The organism is uncultured Dokdonia sp. (assembly GCF_947496725.1).
Lineage (GTDB): Bacteria > Bacteroidota > Bacteroidia > Flavobacteriales > Flavobacteriaceae > Dokdonia.
This window is the reverse complement of record NZ_CANMDS010000001.1, coordinates 412,952-434,104: the sequence shown is the minus strand read 5'-3', so window position 1 is coordinate 434,104 and position 21,153 is coordinate 412,952. Positions and strand designations below refer to the sequence as shown.

The 21,153-nt window shown below is 39.2% G+C and carries 18 protein-coding genes; 11 read left to right on the top strand and 7 right to left on the bottom strand.

What is annotated here, in order from left to right; all coding sequences use genetic code 11:
* The first annotated feature begins 86 nt into the window (after positions 1-86).
* Entirely contained in the window at positions 87-509 is a 423-nt protein-coding gene (gene aroQ, locus Q0948_RS01955) for a type II 3-dehydroquinate dehydratase (RefSeq protein WP_298348029.1), read from the top strand.
* A gap of 71 nt (positions 510-580) precedes the next feature.
* Here the strand turns inward: aroQ and lpdA are convergent, their stop codons facing one another.
* From lpdA to msrB (Q0948_RS01940), 3 genes are all read right to left on the bottom strand, one after another.
* Positions 581-1,957, bottom strand: a complete 1,377-nt coding sequence (gene lpdA, locus Q0948_RS01950; protein ID WP_298348031.1) for a dihydrolipoyl dehydrogenase — start codon at positions 1,955-1,957, stop codon at positions 581-583.
* Positions 1,958-2,083: 126 nt separating this feature from the next.
* Positions 2,084-2,473: a peptide-methionine (R)-S-oxide reductase MsrB gene (gene msrB, locus Q0948_RS01945; RefSeq protein ID WP_298348033.1), complete on the bottom strand. Its 390-nt coding sequence runs from the start codon at positions 2,471-2,473 to the stop codon at positions 2,084-2,086.
* Between the two features lie 5 nt (positions 2,474-2,478).
* Positions 2,479-2,958, bottom strand: coding sequence for a peptide-methionine (R)-S-oxide reductase MsrB (gene msrB / locus Q0948_RS01940; protein ID WP_298348035.1), 480 nt, complete (start codon positions 2,956-2,958; stop codon positions 2,479-2,481).
* Between the two features lie 216 nt (positions 2,959-3,174).
* Between msrB (Q0948_RS01940) and Q0948_RS01935 the strand changes: the two genes are divergently transcribed.
* From Q0948_RS01935 to Q0948_RS01895, 9 genes are all read left to right on the top strand, one after another.
* Entirely contained in the window at positions 3,175-4,620 is a 1,446-nt protein-coding gene (locus Q0948_RS01935; protein WP_298348037.1) for a glycogen synthase, read from the top strand.
* A gap of 64 nt (positions 4,621-4,684) precedes the next feature.
* Positions 4,685-5,953: a glucose-1-phosphate adenylyltransferase gene (locus tag Q0948_RS01930; protein ID WP_021778557.1), complete on the top strand. Its 1,269-nt coding sequence runs from the start codon at positions 4,685-4,687 to the stop codon at positions 5,951-5,953.
* Complete coding sequence (gene glgB / locus Q0948_RS01925; protein ID WP_298348040.1) at positions 5,953-7,869, top strand: 1,4-alpha-glucan branching protein GlgB; 1,917 nt, start codon at positions 5,953-5,955, stop codon at positions 7,867-7,869. The genes Q0948_RS01930 and glgB overlap by 1 nt, the downstream gene beginning before the upstream one ends.
* 170 nt (positions 7,870-8,039) lie before the next feature.
* The gene (locus Q0948_RS01920) at positions 8,040-10,442 is read left to right on the top strand and encodes a glycoside hydrolase family 31 protein (RefSeq protein ID WP_298348042.1); all 2,403 of its coding nucleotides are present in this window, start codon (positions 8,040-8,042) and stop codon (positions 10,440-10,442) included.
* 40 nt (positions 10,443-10,482) lie between these two features.
* The gene (locus tag Q0948_RS01915) at positions 10,483-11,304 is read left to right on the top strand and encodes a M48 family metallopeptidase (RefSeq protein WP_298348044.1); all 822 of its coding nucleotides are present in this window, start codon (positions 10,483-10,485) and stop codon (positions 11,302-11,304) included.
* A gap of 63 nt (positions 11,305-11,367) precedes the next feature.
* The gene (locus tag Q0948_RS01910) at positions 11,368-12,675 is read left to right on the top strand and encodes an MFS transporter (RefSeq protein WP_298348046.1); all 1,308 of its coding nucleotides are present in this window, start codon (positions 11,368-11,370) and stop codon (positions 12,673-12,675) included.
* A gap of 114 nt (positions 12,676-12,789) precedes the next feature.
* Complete coding sequence (gene mscL, locus Q0948_RS01905) at positions 12,790-13,224, top strand: large-conductance mechanosensitive channel protein MscL (RefSeq protein WP_298348048.1); 435 nt, start codon at positions 12,790-12,792, stop codon at positions 13,222-13,224.
* A 66-nt stretch (positions 13,225-13,290) separates the two neighbouring features.
* Positions 13,291-14,349 carry a hypothetical protein gene (locus Q0948_RS01900; protein ID WP_298348050.1) on the top strand — a complete coding sequence of 353 codons (1,059 nt, stop codon included), beginning with the start codon at positions 13,291-13,293 and terminating at the stop codon, positions 14,347-14,349.
* 97 nt (positions 14,350-14,446) lie between these two features.
* Entirely contained in the window at positions 14,447-15,286 is an 840-nt protein-coding gene (locus Q0948_RS01895; protein WP_298348052.1) for a DUF2807 domain-containing protein, read from the top strand.
* A gap of 60 nt (positions 15,287-15,346) precedes the next feature.
* Here the strand turns inward: Q0948_RS01895 and Q0948_RS01890 are convergent, their stop codons facing one another.
* Genes Q0948_RS01890 through Q0948_RS01875 form a run of 4 tightly spaced genes read right to left on the bottom strand, consistent with a single transcriptional unit; the run spans position 15,347 to position 18,320 of the window.
* Positions 15,347-16,072, bottom strand: a complete 726-nt coding sequence (locus tag Q0948_RS01890) for a head GIN domain-containing protein (protein ID WP_298348054.1) — start codon at positions 16,070-16,072, stop codon at positions 15,347-15,349.
* A 27-nt stretch (positions 16,073-16,099) separates the two neighbouring features.
* Positions 16,100-17,188: a hypothetical protein gene (locus Q0948_RS01885; RefSeq protein WP_298348056.1), complete on the bottom strand. Its 1,089-nt coding sequence runs from the start codon at positions 17,186-17,188 to the stop codon at positions 16,100-16,102.
* A 24-nt stretch (positions 17,189-17,212) separates the two neighbouring features.
* Positions 17,213-17,773: a hypothetical protein gene (locus tag Q0948_RS01880; RefSeq protein WP_298348059.1), complete on the bottom strand. Its 561-nt coding sequence runs from the start codon at positions 17,771-17,773 to the stop codon at positions 17,213-17,215.
* Positions 17,742-18,320 carry an RNA polymerase sigma factor gene (locus Q0948_RS01875; RefSeq protein WP_298348061.1) on the bottom strand — a complete coding sequence of 193 codons (579 nt, stop codon included), beginning with the start codon at positions 18,318-18,320 and terminating at the stop codon, positions 17,742-17,744. Before Q0948_RS01875 ends, Q0948_RS01880 begins: the two co-directional genes overlap by 32 nt.
* Before the next feature lie 344 nt (positions 18,321-18,664).
* Here Q0948_RS01875 and lon point away from each other — a divergent pair, with 344 nt between their 5' ends.
* A complete protein-coding gene (gene lon / locus Q0948_RS01870; RefSeq protein ID WP_298348063.1) occupies positions 18,665-21,115 on the top strand; it encodes an endopeptidase La in 2,451 nt (816 codons plus the stop codon).
* Positions 21,116-21,153 lie beyond the last annotated feature (38 nt).

Below are 21,153 nucleotides of genomic sequence, written 5' to 3'. Positions count from 1 at the left end.
AAAATACAACTATTGTTACACAAATTGTAATTTCTAAATTCTGTATTTTTATGCTTTCGCGAAAGCGTATATCACAATCATATTTTATGAAAATTCTTATAATAAACGGCCCTAATCTTAATATGCTAGGGAAGCGCGAACCAGAAATTTACGGTTCTGAAACTTTTGAAGATTATTTTACGCAATTACAGTTTAAGTATAAGGATACTGAGCTTAGTTATTATCAAAGTAATATAGAGGGTGAGCTTATCTCAAAATTGCACGAGGCAAATGAAAGCTTTGATGGGGTAGTGCTTAATGGCGCGGCTTATACACATACTTCTGTGGGCCTAGGAGATGCTGTGGCGTCTATCTCTATACCGGTGATAGAGGTGCATATCTCAAATACTTTTGCGAGAGAGGAGTTTAGACATCACTCATACTTATCTAAGTATGCAAAGGGTATCATTGTAGGTTTTGGGCTTAAAAGCTACAATCTTGCAATAGAGAATTTCTTAATGGAGCAATAACAATCCAGTTAGTATAACATAAAAAAAGCCTCGCAATGCGAGGCTTTTTTTGTTGTTAAAATATAAGTGGCTTATAGGTGAATTACTTCATCATAAGCATCTGCCACGGCTTCCATCACGGCCTCACTCATAGTAGGGTGTGGGTGAATGGTTTTAAGTACTTCGTGACCTGTAGTTTCTAGTTTACGACCTAGTACAGCCTCTGCAATCATATCTGTTACACCAGCTCCTATCATATGGCATCCTAGCCACTCTCCATACTTTGCGTCAAAGATTACTTTTACAAACCCATCTTTTGCGCCAGAAGCACTTGCTTTACCAGAAGCAGAGAATGGGAATTTACCCACTTTAAGTTCGTAACCAGCTTCTTTTGCTTGCTTTTCTGTCATTCCTACAGATGCAATCTCTGGTGATGCATAAGTACATCCTGGGATGTTTGAGTAGTCTATTTTTTCGGCGTGCATACCTGCGATTTTTTCAACACAAGTAATCCCTTCTGCAGAGGCAACGTGTGCGAGTGCAGGTCCAGGAGTTACATCACCTATTGCGTAGTAACCTGGCATATTAGTCTGGTACCAGTCGTTTACAATGATCTTATCTTTATCTGTAACGATGCCTACATCTTCTAGTCCTATATTCTCGATATTAGTTTTAATACCTACAGCACTAAGAACGATATCTGCCTCTAGTGTCTCTTCTCCTTTTTTAGTCTTTACAGTTGCTTTTACTCCAGATTTAGTTTTTTCTACCTTCTCTACAGATGACCCTGTCATTACTTTTACACCCGCTTTTTTGAGAGAGCGTTCAAATTGTTTTGACACATCCTCATCCTCTACTGGTACAACGTGAGGCATATACTCTACAATTGTAACCTCTGTACCCATTGAGTTATAAAAGCTTGCAAACTCAACACCTATTGCTCCAGAACCTACAACAATCATAGATTTAGGTTGCTCCTTAAGTGTCATTGCCTCGCGGTATCCTATTACCGTCTCACCATCTTGTTTAAGGTTAGGTAACTCACGTGAGCGAGCTCCCGTTGCGATGATAATATGGTCTGCGCTATATTCTTTACCGTCTACATCTATCTTTTTACCTGGCTTTATTTTTCCAAAACCATTGATGACGTCTATTTTATTTTTCTTCATTAAGAACTGAACACCTTTGCTCATTCCTTCTGCAACACCACGACTACGTTTTACAACTGCTGTAAAGTCTTTATCTACACCTGTTGCTTTAAGACCATAATCTTCTGCGTGATTTAGGTATTCAAAAACCTGAGCACTTTTAAGAAGTGCTTTTGTAGGGATACATCCCCAGTTCAAACAAACGCCTCCTAGGCTTTCTTTTTCAACAACCGCTGTTTTTAAGCCTAACTGGCTTGCACGTATTGCTGTTACATATCCGCCTGGACCACTTCCTAAAACGATTACATCATATTTGCTCATATCTAGAATTTTTTAAGTCTAATTATTGGAGATCAAAAATACGGATTATCCCGTCATATATAAAACACAAAAACCGAAGCTTTTACCTTCGGTTTTTTATTAATTTAAGTTCATTTACTTAGAGTGCTATTTTTCAAAATCTATGCTCAATGAGTTTACACAATAGCGCTGCCCGCTTGCTGTAGGTCCATCGTCAAAAACGTGACCTAGGTGTGAGCCACAGTTTGAACATAAAATCTCTGTACGTATCATACCGTGTGTGGTATCACGTACATACTCTACCGTACCAGGTATAGATTCATCAAAGCTAGGCCACCCACAACCACTGTCAAATTTACTTGCACTTTCAAATAACTTCTGGTCGCAAGCACCACAGTGATATGCACCTTCTTCATTATGTAAATTATAAGTACCTGTAAAAGCTCGCTCTGTGCCTTTCTCACGTAAAATGCGGTAGCGTTCTGGGCCTAATTCTTCAAGCCACTCGGCTTCTGTTTTTTGTATAGGGTATGCCATATTTTTTATTTTGATGAAGGTACAAATACAAGTGCATCTCCATTTATACAATGTCTTTTTCCGGTAGTTGCTTTTGGTCCATCATTAAAAACGTGACCTAAGTGACCTCCACAAGTTGCACAATGCTCTTCTGTTCTGGTATAACCCAGATTGCGGTCTGTACTGTAAGCTATGTTACCTTCTATACCTCTATCAAAACTAGGCCAGCCTGTACCACTGTCAAATTTATGTGCTGTTTTAAAAAGTGGTGTATCACACGCAGCACAGTGAAAGGTACCTGCCTCCTTTATATAGTTAAGTGGGCTAGAGCCTGGACGTTCTGTACCCGCCTGGCGTAGTACATAATATTGTTCTTGTGTAAGTTGCGCTTTCCATTCGGCGTCTGTTTTAGTTACCTCAAAAGTTTCTTTTTTGGCCTCTTGGGCAGATCCTTTACAGCTGGTAAATAGTGCTGCAAATGCCATTAAAATAAATATCTTTTTCATCGTATGTTCTTTTTAATGTAAAGTTACTGTAATCGTAAGGAGTGAGTCGTTAAGATACTCTAAAAATTACGGTATGAGAACGGGCTGTGGGGGTGTGCGCTTTCGCGAAAGCGTAGAAATAGCAAAAGATTAGCTTTTTTAACCATATTTTATTGCAAAGGATGCCTGTAGATTAAATACTTACGTTAAATTTAACAAGACTATTATCAACTATCTATGAAAATACTTCACGTAAGCGCCGAGTGTTATCCTGTTGCAAAAGTAGGAGGTCTTGCAGATGTTGTGGGAGCACTTCCCAAATATCAAAACCGTATAGGCCACAAGGCGGCCGTCATTATGCCTTATTATAAAACAAAGTGGGTGGAGCGCGCTACCGGTAGGGTGGTTTTTACACATCAACTTGTAGTAGATGGTACAACGTACTTTGCAGAGGTTATAGATGTAGATAATGAGTTGGGCTTCCCGCTATTTGTGGTACGTGTGCAAGGTCTTACAGATAGGGCTGGGGTGTATGGTCATCCAGATGATGCGCTGCGTTTTATTGCCTTTCAGCGTGTGGCTTTGCAATGGATACTCACCTTTGAGAACTTACCAGAAGTGGTACACTGCCACGATCATCACACAGGTTTTATACCGTTTATGATGCAGTATTGCCCAGAGTTTGACAAGTTAATGTCTGTCCCTACAGTGCTTTCCATACACAATGCCCAGTATCAAGGTAATTTTGATAAAAGTGGTGTAGCGATGTTACCACGCTTTCGCGAAAGCAGGTATGGGCTCCTAGACTGGTATGGGCAGATTAATCCTCTGGCCGCTGCGATAAAATGCGCTTGGAGAGTAAACACGGTGTCTCCATCATATATGGAAGAATTAAAGGAGCAGGCAAATGGGCTGGAAGGTTTACTAAGAAGCGAGTCACAAAAATGCGTAGGTATCCTCAATGGCATAGATGCCGAAACTTGGGATCCAAAAACAGACGAATATTTAGTTAAAAACTATACCATACGTACAAGAGCTGCCGGCAGAAAGGCAAATAAAGAGGCCCTGTGCAAAGAGTTTGGACTTGATGCCTCAAAACCGCTTTTTGGTTTTATAGGTAGGCTTGTATGGGAAAAGGGAGCAGACCTGCTGCCAGAAATTATTAACCAAGCGCTTAAAGAGTATGATATAAACATCATATTACTGGGAAGTGGGGCGCCAGAGGTAGAGGGACAGCTAGAGCAGTTACAGCATACGCATAAAGGCAGATTTAACGCATACATAGGGTATGAGGAGCGTATGTCCCATCAGGTTTATGCCGGAGCAGATTTTCTTTTAATGCCTAGTAGGGTAGAGCCTTGTGGCCTCAACCAGCTCTATAGCTTGCGTTATGGCTGTTTGCCTATAGTAAGACGTACTGGAGGACTTAAAGATACGGTGGTAGATATAGGTGATGGAGGTCACGGTATCTGTCACGACCAGACATCTGTTTTTGATGTAGTTTACAGCATAGGTAGAGCAGAGGTTTTTTATAAAAGTGAGAAACAGTTTAAGGCAAACCAAAAGCAAATGATGGAGATAGATCATAGCTGGGAAAATGCTGCTGGGACTTATGTAAATCTCTATGATGAGTTAAAACCAAAGGCGGTAGTAACAACAAGTACTAATGCCAAAAAGAAATAAAAAAGGCCTCTTCATAAGGTCATCAAGTAATAGTCTATAATCCAACCTCAAAAAACAGTAGAAAATGAATAAAAAAGTAGTAGCAATCATATTAGGAGGCGGTCAAGGTACAAGGTTATATCCTCTCACGGCAGAGCGATCAAAGCCAGCTGTTCCTATTGCTGGTAAATATCGTCTTGTAGATATCCCTATCTCAAACTGTATAAATTCTAATATAAAGAGAATGTTTGTGCTCACGCAGTTTAACTCTGCATCGCTTAACAAGCATATCAAACATACCTATCAGTTTTCTTACTTTTCTGAGGCCTTTGTAGATATACTTGCAGCAGAACAAACACCACATAATAAAGGTTGGTTTCAAGGTACTGCAGATGCAGTAAGGCAGAGTCTACACCATTTTAAAGGGTACGAGTCTGAGTATATAATGATACTCTCTGGTGACCAGCTGTACCAGATGGATTTTAATGCTATGCTTGAGGCGCATATAGAAGCAGATGCAAAGATTAGTATCGCATCACTACCTGTTAATGCAAAAGATGCTACTTCTTTTGGGATTCTTAAAACTGCCGAAGACAATACCATAGCATCCTTTATAGAAAAACCATCTGCAGATCTACTTCCAGACTGGGAGTCACCTGTCTCAGATGCTATGGCAGCACAGGGTAAACACTACCTAGCCTCTATGGGTATTTATATCTTTAATAAAGATTTACTTATCGAGTTGCTAGAGGGAACAGATACAAATGATTTTGGTAAAGAAATCATTCCTCAGTCTATAGAGAATCATAAGGTGTTAAGTTATGCCTATGAGGGATACTGGACAGATATAGGAAATATAGATTCATTTTTTGAAGCAAACATTGATCTCACATCAGATTTGCCAAAGTTTAATTTATTTAACAAAGGGCAAAACATCCTTACACGACCTCGTGTATTACCTCCCACAAAAATCTCTGGAACCACACTTGAAAAATCTATCGTGGCAGAAGGGAGTATCGTGCACGGCAGCCGTATTGAGAACTCAATTATAGGTATACGATCACGTATAGGAAAAGGCACTGTTTTAGAGAGTTGCTATGTGATGGGAAGTAATAGATTTTTAGACCTAGAAGAAATAAACCAAGCCAGAGCAAAGGGAGTACCTCACGTAGGGATAGGTGATCGCTGCTTTCTTACAAATTGTATTGTAGATAAAAATGCAAAAATAGGTGACGATGTGCGCATCACTGGTGGCAAGCACCTCAAGGATATAGAGACAGATACTTACGTGGTGCGTGACGGTATTGTTGTGATTAGAAACGGAGCTACCATACCTTCTGGAACTATTATTTAATGAGCAACGTACTATCACATAGCTTACTTACAGATTTTGATGTTGATCTATTCAAATCTGGTAAGCATTACAAACTATATGAAAAACTAGGGAGTCATATTTGCGAGAAAGCCGGTGTAAAAGGAACCTACTTTGCAGTATGGGCACCTAGTGCTCAACAAGTATCTGTAGTAGGAAATTTTAATCACTGGCAAGATGGAGAGCATAAGCTTAACGTGCGCTGGGATAGTAGTGGTATTTGGGAAGGCTTTATACCAGATATCGGCCACGGAGAGTTATACAAATATAAAATTCACGCTACGCACAACGGCGTTGTAACAGAAAAGGCAGACCCTTATGCACGTAGAGCAGAGCATCCTCCACAAACAGCATCTGTAGTTTATAAAACAAACCACAACTGGAAGGATAAAAAGTGGATGGACAAGCGCCATAAACACAACGGCCTAGATGCGCCTATTTCCGTTTATGAGCTACACCTGGGCTCCTGGCGTCGCAAGCAAGAAGAGGGTAATCGTAGCCTGAGTTACTCAGAGCTAGCAACAACACTTGTAGACTATGTAAAAAAGTTAAATTTTACACACGTAGAGTTTATGCCTATTATGGAGTATCCATATGACCCTAGCTGGGGATATCAAGTAACTGGATATTTTGCACCTACCTCAAGATTTGGATATCCAGAAGAATTAATGACACTTATTGATGCCTTGCACGCAAATGATATAGGTGTAATTTTAGACTGGGTGCCATCACATTTTCCAGAAGATCCGCACGGGCTGGGTAACTTTGACGGGACAGCCTGTTACGAGCATCCAGATAGAAAGAAAGGATATCATCAAGACTGGAAATCACTCATCTTTAATTATGAACGCAACGAGGTACGTAGTTTTCTCATAAGTAACGCAATGTTCTGGCTAGAGCAATACCACGTAGATGGGCTCAGGGTAGATGCAGTGGCATCTATGCTATATCTAGATTATAGTAGAGAAGATGGAGAGTGGGAACCTAATGATCAGGGAGGTAGAGAAAACCTAGCCGTCATCTCTTTGCTAAAAGAACTCAACGAGGCGCTCTACGGTGCTTTTCCAGATATTCAGATTATAGCAGAGGAGTCTACTAGTTTTCCTATGGTGAGCAAGCCTGTATTTTCTGGAGGCTTAGGCTTTGGTATGAAGTGGATGATGGGGTGGATGCACGATACACTTAACTACTTTAAGAGAGATGCTATTTACAGAAATCATCATCACAATGAGATTTCTTTCTCAATGACCTATGGTTTTACAGAAAACTTTATGCTACCATTATCACACGATGAGGTAGTATACGGTAAGGGTTCTATATTAGGACGTATGCCTGGTGATGAGTGGCAGCGCTTTGCAAATCTTAGATTACTCTACACATATATGTATACCCATCCCGGAGCAAAGTTACTCTTTATGGGTAGCGAGTTTGGACAAGGTACAGAGTGGAATTTTCAAGATCAGCTAGACTGGTACGTGCTAGATTATGAGATACACAGCAATATGCAAAAAGCCTTTGCAGCTATAAATGGGTTGTATACAAGTACACCTACACTGTATGAAAAGCAGTTTGATCCCGCAGGTTTTGAGTGGATTGCTCACGATGATAGTAAGAATGCCGTATTGAGTTACATACGTAAGGGTAATGACCCCAAAACGGTGATTGTGTGCGTGTTTAATATGACACCAGTACCGAGAGAAGATTACCGCATTGGGGTACCATTTTTTGGACGCTTTCGCGAAATTTTCAATAGCGACGCGTTAGAGTTTTCGGGTACAGGGGCTTATAAAAATATAGACCTAACTGTTATAAACGAAGGCTGGAACGGAAAAACACATAGTACATCTATTACAGTACCGCCCTTATCGGGAGTGATTTTTGAATTAAAGGTAGATTAATAAGCCATAATAATAAGTTTAAAAGAGATTGAATGGGATAGAATTTTCGCGAAAGCGTAAATCAACGTCGCTTATTATAGTACGAAAACGTTAGAGTTAATAAGTATTTAATTATTAACGAGGTAACTCAAAGAGTTAGCCTTATTTTGATATTTCCAAATTTTAGAAATATGATTACAAATACAGAGTTGCAGCAAAAAGGCAACCAGTTTCCAAATAAAGTCGTTGATTTTAAGAAGGACGCAGATATATTATATTTTACAACTCAAAATGAGGTGATTCTCCAGCTCACGGTATTGCGTGACAGTGTGATTAGATTTCGCTTTGGAACAGGCGGTGTTTTTGAGCCAGACTTCTCTTATGCGATAGATGAGGATGGTATACGAGGGTACAATCACCTTGAACTTAAGGAAGATGATACCTATTATTTTGTGCATACCGCAAAGCTCAAAATCCGTATAGAAAAAAATAGTTTACAAACTTCCATTTTTGACACTGATGGCAATCTTATTAATGAAGATGAGTTAGGTTTCCACTTTGAGGAGAGCTTTGAATACGGAGGGAATATTGTAAAAATGAGTAAAAAGGCACAACACGCAGAGTCCTACTATGGACTAGGTGATAAACCTATGCACTCAAACCTAAGAGGAAAGAGAGTACATAACTGGGCGACAGATCAGTATGCATTTGCAAAAGATCAAGATCCTATTTACAAGTCTGTTCCTTTCTATATAGGTCTTACTCAAAAGAGAGCTTACGGGATATTTTTTGATAATACATTTAAAACATTTTTTGACTTCTGTCAAGAGCGTATGGGTGTAACAAGTTTCTGGGCACAAGGTGGTGAGATGAATTACTACTTTATTTATGGTCCAGAAATGGCAGATGTAGTAGGTAGTTATACTAACCTAACAGGAGTGCCAGAGCTACCACCATTATGGGCACTAGGTTATCACCAGTGTAAGTGGAGTTATTTTCCAGAAAGTAATGTAAAGGAGGTGGCAAATAAGTTTAGAGAACTTAAAATACCTTGTGACGGTATTTACCTAGATATCGATTATATGGACGGGTGGAGATGTTTTACTTGGAACAAAGACTACTTCCCAGATCCAAAGCGTATGGTAAAGGAGCTTGCAGATGACGGCTTTAAAACAGTTGTTATTATAGACCCAGGTATTAAGATAGATAAAGATTACTGGGTGTATCAAGAAGGGATAGAAAATGATTATTTCTGTAAACGTGCAGATGGTCCTTATATGAAAGGTAAGGTATGGCCAGGTGAATGTAACTTCCCAGATTATACAAACCCTGAAGTACGTGACTGGTGGGCTGGATTATTTAAAGAACTCATACAAGAAGTAGGTGTAAAAGGTGTTTGGAATGATATGAACGAGCCTGCAGTGATGGAGGTTCCAGGAAAAACTTTTCCAGCAGATGTGAGACATAACTATGACGGGCATCCTTGTAGTCATAATAAAGCACATAACATTTATGGTACACAGATGGCGAGAGCCACTTATGAAGGTGTTAAGAAATTTGCTTACCCTAAGAGACCATTTGTAATCACACGATCTGCATACTCTGGCGCACAGCGCTATACAAGTAGCTGGACGGGAGATAATATCGCAAGCTGGGAGCACCTATGGGTAGCAAATATACAGGTACAGCGTATGTGTATCTCTGGTATGAGCTTTACCGGAACAGATATAGGAGGCTTTGCAGAGCAACCTACAGGTGAGCTATATGCAAGATGGATACAGCTAGGTGTTTTTCATCCATTTTGTAGAACACACTCTTCTGGTCATCACGGTGATCAAGAGCCGTGGACTTTTGATGAGGGTGTGACAGACATTGCACGTAAGTTTATAAGCTTACGATATAGGTTACTCCCATATTTATATACAATGTTTTATGAGTATATAAAGAAGGGAACCCCTTTACTAAAGCCTCTTGTATATTTTGATCAAGAAGATGCACAAACGCATTATCGTACAGATGAGTTTATCTTTGGACACCACATACTGGTGTGTCCTATTTTAGAACCTAATGCAAAGGGTAGACGTATGTACGTACCTAGAGGAGAATGGTATAATTACTGGACAAAAACCCCTGTAAAAGGAGGTAAGGAGCAATGGGTAGATGCAGATATAGATGAAATCCCAATGTTTGTAAAAGAAGGAACTATCTTACCTAAGTACCCTATACAGCAATATGTAGGTGAGCTTGAGATAGAGCAAGTAGAACTTGAGGTATATTATGGTCTTGGTAAAAATGCTTCAAAATTATATGAAGATGCTCAAGATGGATACGATTATAAAAAGGATCGTTACAGTTACCGCACTTTTAAAATGGTAGGTAGAGAAAAAGACTGGATTATACAGCAGCATAAGCGTGGTGACTTTATCACTACTTATGACACTTTTAGAATACATTTAATAGGTCTACCTTTTGAAATTACGACTATAGAGTTAGATAATGAAGTAATTTCTATGGAAGATGTGCAGTTTGACCCGAAAGCTTGTGCTTTAATCATTAAGAAAGATTTTACAGAGCTTCATCTAAGCGGTATTTAACATTTGTGTATTTTTATAAAGAATATCAAACCCTAGTACAATGAAACTTAAAAATACATTTGTTCTTATAATGACCGTACTATTAGTATGCGCTTGTAAGACGAGCCCTTTTACAGGGAAAAAGACACTTAACTTCGTAAGTAACGATCAGCTATTTCCGATGGCTTTTCAACAATATGATGCCTTTCTTTCAGAAAATAATGTCATCACCGGTACGGCAGATGCAAATATGGTAAAGAGTGTAGGTGAGAAAATTGCTGTAGCTGCAGAGCGTTACCTTACAGCTCTAGGAGAGCCAGGTTATTTACAAGATTATCGCTGGGAATATAACCTAGTAAGAGACGAAGCTGTAAATGCGTGGTGTATGCCAGGTGGAAAAATTGTAGTGTATACAGGTATATTACCTATCACACAGTCTGAGACAGGTCTTGCAATGGTTATGGGACACGAGCTTGCTCACGCACTTGCAGATCACGGTGCACAACGTATGAGTGCAGCGCAGTTACAGCAATATGGTGCTGTAGCCACTGCAGTAGCAGTAAGTGGACAAGATCAAAGTAAACAACAGCAAATTATGCAACTTTACGGTGTAGGTTCACAAGTAGGGGGTATGCTTCCTTTCTCACGTAGTCACGAGACACAGGCAGACGAGATAGGTATTGTAATCGCTGCTATAGCAGGTTACAACCCAGATGAAGCTGCAGAGTTATGGAAACGTATGAAAGCTGCTAGTGGAGGTCAAGCACCACCACAAATATTAAGTACGCACCCATCATCAGACTCGCGTATTGCAAACCTCACTGCAAAAGCCCCTATGGCAAGAGCAGAGGCAGCAAAGTTTGGCGTGACAAGTTTCAAATAAGAATTTACAATAATATATAGTTTAAAAAGCTGTGCACTCGCACAGCTTTTTTATTTTAGTGCTATGAAAGAACAACTCAAAAAAGGTGATAAGAAGTTATTAAATGCTTGGGCGTTTTATGACTGGGCAAACTCTACATACAGTCTTGTCATCGCATCTGCTATATTCCCTTTGTTTTATGGTGCTCTGTTTAGAGGAGCAGGTATAGAAGAGATTGAGGTTTTTGGGATGATGCTACGTCGTAGTCCGCTTATATTTTACACCACTGCTATTGCTTTTTTAGTCGTGGCTATCATATCTCCCATACTCTCTGGTGTGGCAGATTATCTGGGTAACAAAAAGTTCTTTTTAAAACTCTTCTGCTATCTAGGAGCTTTCTCTACAATAGGTTTGTACTGGTTTAGCCTTGAGCATATATACCTGAGCCTTACTTTATATGCACTAGGGCTTATAGGTTTCTGGGGGAGTCTCGTTTTTTATAATTCATACTTGCCAGATATAGCATATCCAGAACAACACGATAAGATAAGTGCAAAAGGGTATTCCCTAGGCTACATAGGGAGTGTTATATTACTCGGGTGGTGTTTATTTTTAATTTTGGGATTTGAGCTTTTCGGTTTTGAAGATGAAGGTTTTCCTACGCGACTGTCTTTTGTGCTTACTGGTGTCTGGTGGATAGGTTTTAGCCAGTATACCTACGCTTACTTACCTCAGGGGAATCAAGCGCAAGGAAAGCTTACCAAAGATGTGTTCTTTAATGGCTTTAAGGAGCTAAGAGTCATTTGGTCTTCTATGCAAGACCAGCTGCGTCTTAAAAAATATCTTATTGCCTTCTTTGTATACAGTATGGCGGTACAGACAGTGATGCTTGCTGCAGCATATTTTGGAGAGCAAGAACTAGAGTGGGGTAGTGATAGCGAGCGTCAGTTTGGATTAATTGGGAGTATACTTTTAATACAACTTGTAGCAGTGCTGGGTGCTATACTTACGTCAAAACTTTCATCACGCGTGGGTAACATAAAAGCACTGGTCATTATTAATGTTATATGGATTGTAATTTGTGCCTGGGCCTACTTTGTGTATACGCCCTTCCAGTTTTACATTACTGCGGGTTTTGTAGGTTTAGTAATGGGTGGTATACAATCGCTCTCAAGGTCTACGTATGCAAAGTTTTTACCAGAGACAGAAGACACAACATCATACTTTAGCTTTTATGACGTTGCCGAAAAAATAGGGATCATCATCGGGATGTTCTTATATGGTTTCATAGAAGAGATTACCGGCAGTATGCGTTACTCTATCGTATTTCTTATACTGTTTTTTGCAGTGGGAGTAGTGCTTCTGTACAGAGTTCCAAAAGAAAATAAATAGGCAAATGGTTTCCGCTTTCGCGAAAGCCTATAACAAAACACTCTTTGCAAGCAATTAATCCGTTTATTAAACAGCCTAGAATTGCTTGAAGCGTTTTTCTAACATTTATATACTATGAAGAGTTTTATACAAGAATTTAAAGATTTTGCCGTAAAAGGTAATATGGTTGATATGGCAGTGGGTATCATCATAGGTACTGCTTTTAATAATGTGGTAAATACTATAGTAAAAAAGGTGGTAATGCCACCACTTTCTTTACTTACAGATGGCATAAACCTACGTGAGCGCAGGTATATTTTACGAGATGCCGAAAATGAGGCAGATGTAGTTGCAATAGGCTACGGGGAGCTCATAGAGGTGGGGATAGACTTTGTTATCATAGCTTTGACTATATTTATAGTCATAAAAGGGATTAACAGATTTAAAGACAAATCTGAAGACCCAAAAAATACTGAAGAAAAAACACCAAAAAACATTGAACTCTTGGCAAATATTGAGCACTTAATGCAAGAGCAAAACAAGATTCTTAGATCACATAAGGAGTCATAAAATGCCCGTATAACAGTCCAATAAAATGATTATGTTTGCGTTTAAGGTTTACAAAATCCTACATCGATGAAAAAACTACACTACCTATTCTTATTTATAATGCTAGCCTCAGTCACAGTAATCTCTTGTGATGATGAACAACTAGAGGGCGAGTTTTCTGTAACCGGAGATGGTTCTGAGCCTGGAGAGACAGATCCAGATAGTGATACGTGTCAAATAGCATTTGATGTATTGCAAACTGCACAAGCGGCATTTGCAGCCTCTTCTGAATCAAATTACACACAGGCCTGTACAACATATGCACTTGCACTTGAGGCAACTATAGAACTATGCGGTGATAGTTCTGGAGAGCTACAATCCATACTTACTACGCTAGGCGACTGTACAACACCAGACCCGTGCTTACAAGCAGAGCTAGCTACAGAGGCAGCGCTGGAGGCACTTAACAATGCTACCGAAGAAAATGAAGAGCAATTATGTCTCGCATATAGTGCCGCATTAAGTGCACAAATAGAAGCGTGTGGAGATCCAAGTGGTAGTTTACAGGCAACTATAGATAGTCTAAACTGTGGTGGAGATTGTGCCGCTGCCGAAATTGCAACAGCAGAAGCTCAAGAAATATTTAACGCAGTAGATCCTCAAGATAGTGATGCTTATACGGCTGCCTGTGCAGATTACTCATTTGCACTGCAGGAACAGATTACAGCTTGTGGAGATCCAGACGGAAGTCTAGATGCAATTGTTCAAGAGCTAGGAGATTGTAACCCACCAGAAGATGATGGACCGGTGTATGGAACTATAGGAGGAACGTTTACAAACTTTGATAATTCAGTAGTAACTATAGATGGTTCTCTTTTAAGCGTTGTAGCAACAGATACAGATACTGGCGACACCTTCACTTTTGATATTGTATTACAACAAACTGGAGATAATGTGATGCAAAACACACTTATTACCATAGATGGTGTAGTACTTACTGCAGCACCTGGAGGGACATCACCTTTTATTAATACAATTACGGCAAACGATGGTACTACAATCGTAGGAACCTTTTCTGGAGCATTTACAAACCCAGATAACGAAGAAGTACTTACGGTAGATGGAGTGATTAATATTGCCTATTAGTATCCATAAACGACATATTTTTAAAGAGCATCTGTAACCAGATGCTTTTTTTATGTACGGTTATTAAGGATGGCTCATTTATTGTACTTTTAATTTTATGAAGAATAGATATATAAAGAGTTTTGTGGTTGCAATACTTCTGGTTGTAACTACAAGTGTCGCTGCACAACGCGAGCGAGTAAAAGGTAGTCGTAATGTCATAGATGTTTCTGAGAGACTAGATGGCTTTACCGCAATCAAGGTGACAGATGGTCTAGAGGTGACACTTATGGCAGATTCTCAAACTGGTTATGACCTAGAGATGGATGATAACCTAGTTGAACTTATAGATTTTGACATTAAAGATAGTTTACTAGTGGTCTCAACCCGCAAGGATATACGTAGTGCAAAAAGACTTAACATTACTGTGCGATATACAGCACTGAGCGCTGTAAGTTTAGATTCAAAAAGTAGTGCCTTTGTATCTACAGCCATAGAGGGAGATATGTTTACGGGTAGTTTTCTAGATGGAAGTCGTTTCAACGGAGAGCTCAAAACGAGAGAGGCAGATATTATGGCAAACGGCAACTCAAAGTTTGAGATAGATTACACTGGAGACGATATACGTGTGAATTTAAGTGATAACGCTTTCGCGAAAGCGGATATAAACACCGTAAAACTCTCAATAATTGCTTCAGGAAGATCTGACATAGCGTTTACAGGGAATGCTAGTGAAGCTACTTTTACAGTAAATGAAACCGCTCAATGTAAAGGACTCTCCTTTGATGCAGACATAGTGCAGATAGTAGGAAGAGAAAGCGGTAGCGTGACGCTAAGTGTAGATGAGAAGGTAACACTTGACCTTTCAGATAAGAGTATGGTGCAACTGTATGGCGAGCCAAAAATTATAGTAGAACGATTTTCTGGTACCGCGAGACTACTCAAGAAAGAACTATAATATGTATAAGTAAAAAAGCCCTCGCAAGAGGGCTTTTATTGTATTTGGGACAAAATAGTTTTATCCTCTAGAGATATCTCCAGATCCAGAAACCTTTGTGTCTTGCTTAGTAGGGTTACCTACATATTCTATATCTCCAGATCCTGTTACTCGAGCGCGTATGCTTTTATCACAGCTCACTCTTATATCTCCAGACCCTGTAACCTTTGCATCTACATTATCTGCTTTAAAGCGTCCTGCTTCAAGATCTCCAGATCCCGTTACACTTGTCTCGTGATCTCTTGTGCTACCTCGTAATACCAAATCACCAGATCCAGTAACACGACTCTCTGTGCTGCTAGCTTCTACTACAAGATTTATATCACCAGATCCAGATACAGAAACTCTAAAGTTATTTGCCTTTATAACATCTGTACTCATAATCTCGCCAGATCCTGATAATGATACTTGGTTTAAATCTCTAAAAGGTACTCGTATTTTAATATCTTTTCCCCAGCTCGTTTTTAGGTTTTGCTTATTTTTCACCTTGATAGTAAGTCTGTCACCATCTACTTCTGTCTCAATATATTCAAGGAGGTTACTCTCTCCTTCAATAGTAAGTTCTCCTTCATTACCGGCAACGAGTGTCACGTCAAAAAAGCCAGCAACGCTTATCTCATCATAGTCACCTACGTTACGAGTTATAGTTTCCAGTTCGCCATTACCTTTTACGCTTTTTCCCCACCATTGTGCGTGTATTTGAGTACTTGCAAAAAGGACTAAGCTGAGTGTGATTAATTTTTTCATAATAGATTGTTTAGTTGATGATTGAATTTAGTTTTTAAATAATGTAACACCCCCATACTCTGAGTTGATGTTTATGTTGTTGTTAGTAGAAGATGACCCTTTGTACCCTTCGTAATATTTGTCTGAAGATTCTACACGCTCTACATTAAAAGTAAGCTCATCTTTACCGCTTAAGCCTGCATACTCAAGTTTTATATTAAAGGTAAAATCATAAGCAGGACTGTATCCCACTTTTATGCCTGTATAATCGCTCTGTATCACGACGTCTCCAGCATCTCCAGCAAGTTCTTCTACACGTATACTCCCATAATCTGCGTTGATATTTAAATCACCGTGTACAACCCCTATTTTTGCAGAGATGTAATCACCGCGACCTATTACGTCATTACTTTCTGTTGTTTTTACAGATCCATAATCACAGTTATAGTTCAGATTTTCAATTTTTCCAAATTCAGATTTGCTATAATCTGCGTTGAGTTCTATATCACCGCCGCGCTCAAGCATAAAACTTGAGTAGTCTGCATTAATACGACCACTTTTCATATAACCTATAATGCTGTTTTTTGTGTAGTCAAAGTTGAGATAGTTATCCTCTGCAAGTAGTTCTCCTATAGTGATTTTACCATAGTCGCAATTAATCTTTGCATTACCTTCTAAGCGATCAAGATTTACTCCTCCGTAGTCATTGTTTATGTCTATCATATTTGTAGCTGGGAGCTTTATGGTGTAGTTAATTTCCATATTTACATTGCTGTTTTTCCAGCTATTCCACCACGAGCGGCTGCTACTTCTCTCAAAATTAGTTTTAGCACTTACATAAGATGGAGAGCCTTCAAAACGTACATCTATTTCATCTAGCTTTTCTTGCACGCGCTCTTCATCATTTCCATTAGTTTTTACTAGCACTTCTATAACAATGCGGTTTTCATTCCAGCTTACCATATTTACATTACCGTAGGAGTTATCTATAACCAGTTTTGCATCTGCATTTACGTTATATTCTTTTTTGATTCTTTTCTCTTTTGTATACTTCCCTTTAGGGTAGTTGTCACTTGCCATTACCATAAAAGGCATAGCGAGTACAAAGAGTAGGAGGTGAGTTATTTTTGTTTTCATAGTAATAGTATATTATTTAAGTAACTATAGTGTTACTGCTTTTTCAATTTGCTTTAGTTCTGTGATGGCATTCATTTGTTCTACTACATTTTGTAGGAGGTCAATGCGGTTCTGGAAGTTGTCTATCATAGCGTAGATCACACGCTTATCTTCACCACTCTCAGAAAGGTCAATTTTAAGTTTATCATATTGCTGCTCTAGCACCTCCAGCTGGACTATGGCATCTTCTACCATAGCTTGATTTTCTGGAGTCATCTTTTCTTTAATGTCAAAAAGCTCTCGTTCTATAGTCTTTGTAAAGAAGTCTTGAGTTTCCTGCATTTCTGGAGAGACATCTGCAAGTTCCTTATCACTCGAGCTTGTATTGAACTGAGTAAAGATGACTCCGGCAAGCAAGAGCATACTCGCTGCTATAAAAAGAGGACGCATCCACTTTATGACTTTAGTTTCTTTCTCTATGGTTACGGGAGCAGCCTGCGCCTGTAACTTTGCAAGAAAGTTTGCTTTGTGATCTGCACTAGGTGCAGCTGTATCTAGCTTGCCTTCTAGGCGCTTAAATACTTGATCTATAGGTTCCTTTTTCATTTTTATTTAAAATTCTTCGTAAGCTGTCTTTTGCTCTTGACACCATCGTTCTGCAGTTTGCATAGCTTACATTCATTATTTCACTCATTTCTTCATAGTCATAACCCTCTATAAGATGTAATGACAGTGACTGTCTGTAGTTGTCTTTTAGTTCACTCATTGCGTTTACTACTTCTTGAGCACGTACACTAGAGAGATCCATCTCTGCTACACCGGCCGCATCGTCTTCTATTTTATATAGATGGTTATCTATAGAGGTTTCATCTAGTCGCTTACTTTTATTGTAAGCATTGAGGCTATTATTTACAACGATACGTTTTAACCAACTCCCAAAAGATGCCTCACCCTTATAGCTGTCTAGTTTTGTAAAAGCACTTAAGAAGGACTCTTGCATAATATCTTCTGCTTCTGCTTCGTGTTTTACAATGCGCAATGAGGTGTTATACATCGCCTTGTAGTAGCGATTGTAAACTTCCATTTGTGCACCCTGCTCACCTTGCTGGCATAGTGATAATAGATCTGTTATTTGATGGTTGGTAAAATTCACTTTTGGTTAATTCTATAGTAAAGATGTGGTAATTTTTAAGTTGTTACACTTTCGTGAAAAATTTATTTTATTTTTTTGATTCTCCTTTTGACAACTAGCGTGCTAGTCTCCCTAAAGATGGTTCTTGTGGCCAAAGGTTTTACTATAACTATAAGGAAAGATAAGGGTTGTGGTTTACATTTTCGCGAAAGCGTACTTCACTTGGCATAAGAATTGACTTAAAGTAATCGTGAGTGACTATATACCATACATTACAGGGTCACTCGCCGTTTTTAAATAGAATAATAATACTTAGATAGTCATAATGAGCGTAGCAATACCCGACATTGTGGCACATATATTATATGGCAAAACCAAAATTTACAACATTAGACAGATTGTCACTGCAAGAGATAGATGGAGATGCAGAGCTTATCCCGTTAATGACCCCAGAAGATGAGGAGGCGATTAATAATGAAGAGCTCCCAGAAAGTCTAGCGATATTACCTTTACGTAACACGGTACTTTTTCCTGGAGTTGTGATTCCTATTTCGGCAGGAAGAGATACTTCTATAAAACTTATAGACGAGGCAAATAAAGGAGGAAAGGTAGTAGGAGTAGTGGCTCAAAAAGATGAGTCTGTAGAAAACCCTACGGCAGATGATATAAATAAAGTAGGCGTGGTAGCACGTATACTGCGTGTTCTTAAAATGCCTGACGGTAATGTAACCGTAATCATACAAGGTAAAAAACGCTTTGAGATTAATGAAGTGACTCAAACCGAACCTTACTTAAGAGCCACGATAAAAGAATTTCCAGAAACACGTCCAGATAAAGGAAGTCAAGAATTTAAGGCTGCGATAGACTCTATAAAAGATCTTGCTCTTAAAATTATTCAAGACTCGCCAAATATCCCATCTGAGGCATCTTTTGCAATAAAAAATATACAGAGCGATTCTTTCTTAATAAACTTTGTGAGTTCTAATATGAATCTCACCGTGGCTGAGAAGCAGGAATTACTTCACATAAACGATTTACATAAGCGCGCTATCGAGACGCTTAAGTTTATGGATATGGAGCGCCAGAAGCTGGAGCTAAAAAATGATATCCAAAACAAGGTTCAAAATGATATGAGCCAGCAGCAGCGCGAGTACTTCTTGCACCAGCAAATGAAGACCATTCAAGAAGAACTAGGAGGATCTACCTCTGAAGATGATCTTGAAGAGATGCGCGAGCGTGCAAAGACAAAAAAATGGGGAGAAAAAGTAGAAAAGCATTTTAAGAAAGAGCTTTCTAAAATGCAACGTATGAATCCTCAGGTAGCGGAGTATAGCATACAGCGCAACTATCTTGACCTCTTTTTAGACCTTCCTTGGAACGAGTTTAGTGAAGATAAATTTGATTTAAAACGTGCTATGAAAATCTTAGACCGTGATCACTATGGTCTTGATGATGTAAAGCGTCGTATTATAGAATACCTAGCGGTATTAAAATTACGTAACGATATGAAGTCACCTATACTCTGTCTTTACGGACCTCCAGGTGTGGGTAAAACTTCACTAGGTAAATCTGTTGCAGAGGCACTTGGTCGAGAGTACATACGTATGAGTCTAGGTGGTATGCGTGACGAGTCTGAGATACGTGGTCACAGAAAAACATATATAGGAGCAATGCCGGGTCGTATCATACAGAGCCTTCGTAAGGCGGGTACAAGTAACCCAGTCTTTGTACTAGATGAGATAGATAAGTTAAGTATGGGGAGTCAGGGAGATCCATCTTCTGCATTACTAGAGGTACTTGACCCAGAGCAAAATAGTGAGTTTCACGATAACTTCCTTGAGATGGGGTTTGACCTTTCTAAGGTAATGTTTATCGCAACTTCAAATAGCCTTAATACCATACAGCCAGCATTACGCGATCGTATGGAGATTATAAATGTAACGGGTTATACTATAGAAGAAAAGACAGAGATTGCAAAGAGACACTTATTACCTAAGCAACTTAAGGAGCACGGTATGACACCAGAGCAGCTTAAGATTGCAAAGCCACAACTAGAAAAAATTGTTGAAGGCTACACTCGTGAGTCTGGAGTACGTGGTCTTGAGAAGCAAGTTGCAAAGATGGTGCGCTACGGTGCCAAAAATCTTGCAATGGAGGAGGAGTATAACGTAAAAATTTCTAATGAAGACATTATAGAAGTTTTAGGATCTCCTAGAATGGAGCGTGACAAGTATGAAAACAATGATGTTGCTGGAGTAGTAACAGGTCTTGCTTGGACACGTGTAGGTGGTGATATTTTATTTATAGAGTCTGCCTTATCAAAAGGAAAAGGAACACTATCTATCACAGGTAACCTTGGTAAGGTGATGAAGGAGAGTGCTACCATTGCAATGGAGTATATAAAAGCAAATGCAGAGCTTCTTGGTCTAGATTCAAAAATATTTGACAGCTATAACGTACACATTCACGTGCCAGAAGGAGCGACTCCTAAGGATGGTCCTAGTGCAGGTATCACAATGCTTACCTCTCTAGTATCTTTATTTACACAGCGCAAAGTCAAGAAGAGCATCGCAATGACGGGTGAGATAACCCTGCGTGGTAAAGTATTACCAGTAGGAGGAATCAAAGAAAAGATTCTTGCTGCAAAGCGTGCAAAAATTAAAGAGATTTTACTTTGTGAGCAAAACCGTCGCGACATAGAAGAGATAAAGCCAGATTACTTAAAAGGTCTTACCTTCCACTATGTAAAAGATATGAGTGAGGTATTAGAACTTGCTCTTACTAAGCAAAAGGTTAAAAACGCAAAGAAGTTATAAACTTGAGACTATAAATATGACCGCTTTCGCGAAAGCGT

Excerpts from the sequence above, each read along its gene's own strand:
- Q0948_RS01910 (WP_298348046.1), top strand. The coding sequence starts at position 11,368 with ATGAAAGAACAACTCAAAAAAGGTGATAAGAAGTTATTAAATGCTTGG.
- aroQ (WP_298348029.1), top strand. The coding sequence starts at position 87 with ATGAAAATTCTTATAATAAACGGCCCTAATCTTAATATGCTAGGGAAG.
- Q0948_RS01900 (WP_298348050.1), top strand. The coding sequence starts at position 13,291 with ATGAAAAAACTACACTACCTATTCTTATTTATAATGCTAGCCTCAGTC.
- lon (WP_298348063.1), top strand. The coding sequence starts at position 18,665 with ATGGCAAAACCAAAATTTACAACATTAGACAGATTGTCACTGCAAGAG.
- glgB (WP_298348040.1), top strand. The coding sequence starts at position 5,953 with ATGAGCAACGTACTATCACATAGCTTACTTACAGATTTTGATGTTGAT.
- Q0948_RS01885 (WP_298348056.1), bottom strand. The coding sequence starts at position 17,188 with ATGAAAACAAAAATAACTCACCTCCTACTCTTTGTACTCGCTATGCCT.
- msrB (WP_298348035.1), bottom strand. The coding sequence starts at position 2,958 with ATGAAAAAGATATTTATTTTAATGGCATTTGCAGCACTATTTACCAGC.
- Q0948_RS01920 (WP_298348042.1), top strand. The coding sequence starts at position 8,040 with ATGATTACAAATACAGAGTTGCAGCAAAAAGGCAACCAGTTTCCAAAT.
- Q0948_RS01915 (WP_298348044.1), top strand. The coding sequence starts at position 10,483 with ATGAAACTTAAAAATACATTTGTTCTTATAATGACCGTACTATTAGTA.
- Q0948_RS01930 (WP_021778557.1), top strand. The coding sequence starts at position 4,685 with ATGAATAAAAAAGTAGTAGCAATCATATTAGGAGGCGGTCAAGGTACA.
- mscL (WP_298348048.1), top strand. The coding sequence starts at position 12,790 with ATGAAGAGTTTTATACAAGAATTTAAAGATTTTGCCGTAAAAGGTAAT.
- Q0948_RS01890 (WP_298348054.1), bottom strand. The coding sequence starts at position 16,072 with ATGAAAAAATTAATCACACTCAGCTTAGTCCTTTTTGCAAGTACTCAA.
- Q0948_RS01935 (WP_298348037.1), top strand. The coding sequence starts at position 3,175 with ATGAAAATACTTCACGTAAGCGCCGAGTGTTATCCTGTTGCAAAAGTA.
- lpdA (WP_298348031.1), bottom strand. The coding sequence starts at position 1,957 with ATGAGCAAATATGATGTAATCGTTTTAGGAAGTGGTCCAGGCGGATAT.
- msrB (WP_298348033.1), bottom strand. The coding sequence starts at position 2,473 with ATGGCATACCCTATACAAAAAACAGAAGCCGAGTGGCTTGAAGAATTA.
- Q0948_RS01895 (WP_298348052.1), top strand. The coding sequence starts at position 14,447 with ATGAAGAATAGATATATAAAGAGTTTTGTGGTTGCAATACTTCTGGTT.
- Q0948_RS01880 (WP_298348059.1), bottom strand. The coding sequence starts at position 17,773 with ATGAAAAAGGAACCTATAGATCAAGTATTTAAGCGCCTAGAAGGCAAG.